The organism is Acidovorax sp. Root275 (assembly GCF_001428965.1).
In the GTDB taxonomy this organism is placed as follows: Bacteria; Pseudomonadota; Gammaproteobacteria; order Burkholderiales; family Burkholderiaceae_C; genus Acidovorax; species Acidovorax radicis.
The window spans coordinates 1,572,898-1,573,116 of sequence record NZ_LMJH01000001.1; the positions used below are offsets into that span (position 1 = coordinate 1,572,898).

1 protein-coding gene is annotated in these 219 nt (G+C 56.6%); it reads left to right on the forward strand.

The features are described 5' to 3' along the window. Positions 1 to 219, forward strand: a 219-nt coding sequence (locus tag ASE52_RS26225) for an RHS repeat-associated core domain-containing protein (RefSeq protein ID WP_277814404.1), incomplete at both ends; no start/stop codon positions are given.

The following is a 219-nucleotide window of genomic DNA, read 5'->3' on the forward strand; positions in this document are numbered from 1 at the left end:
TATGGGGGCGCGCTACTACATCCCCCTGATCGGGCGTTTTACCAGCGTTGATCCCCAAGGCATCGTCCCGGAAAACCCGCACAGCTTCAACCGGTATGCGTATGCCAACAACAACCCCTACAAATATGTGGACCCGGATGGGAGGTCTGCAACTTGGGCTCTGAAAGTCTTGGTGACTGCAGCAGTACTTGTTGGAGCGGCGAACCACCTGACACCGGA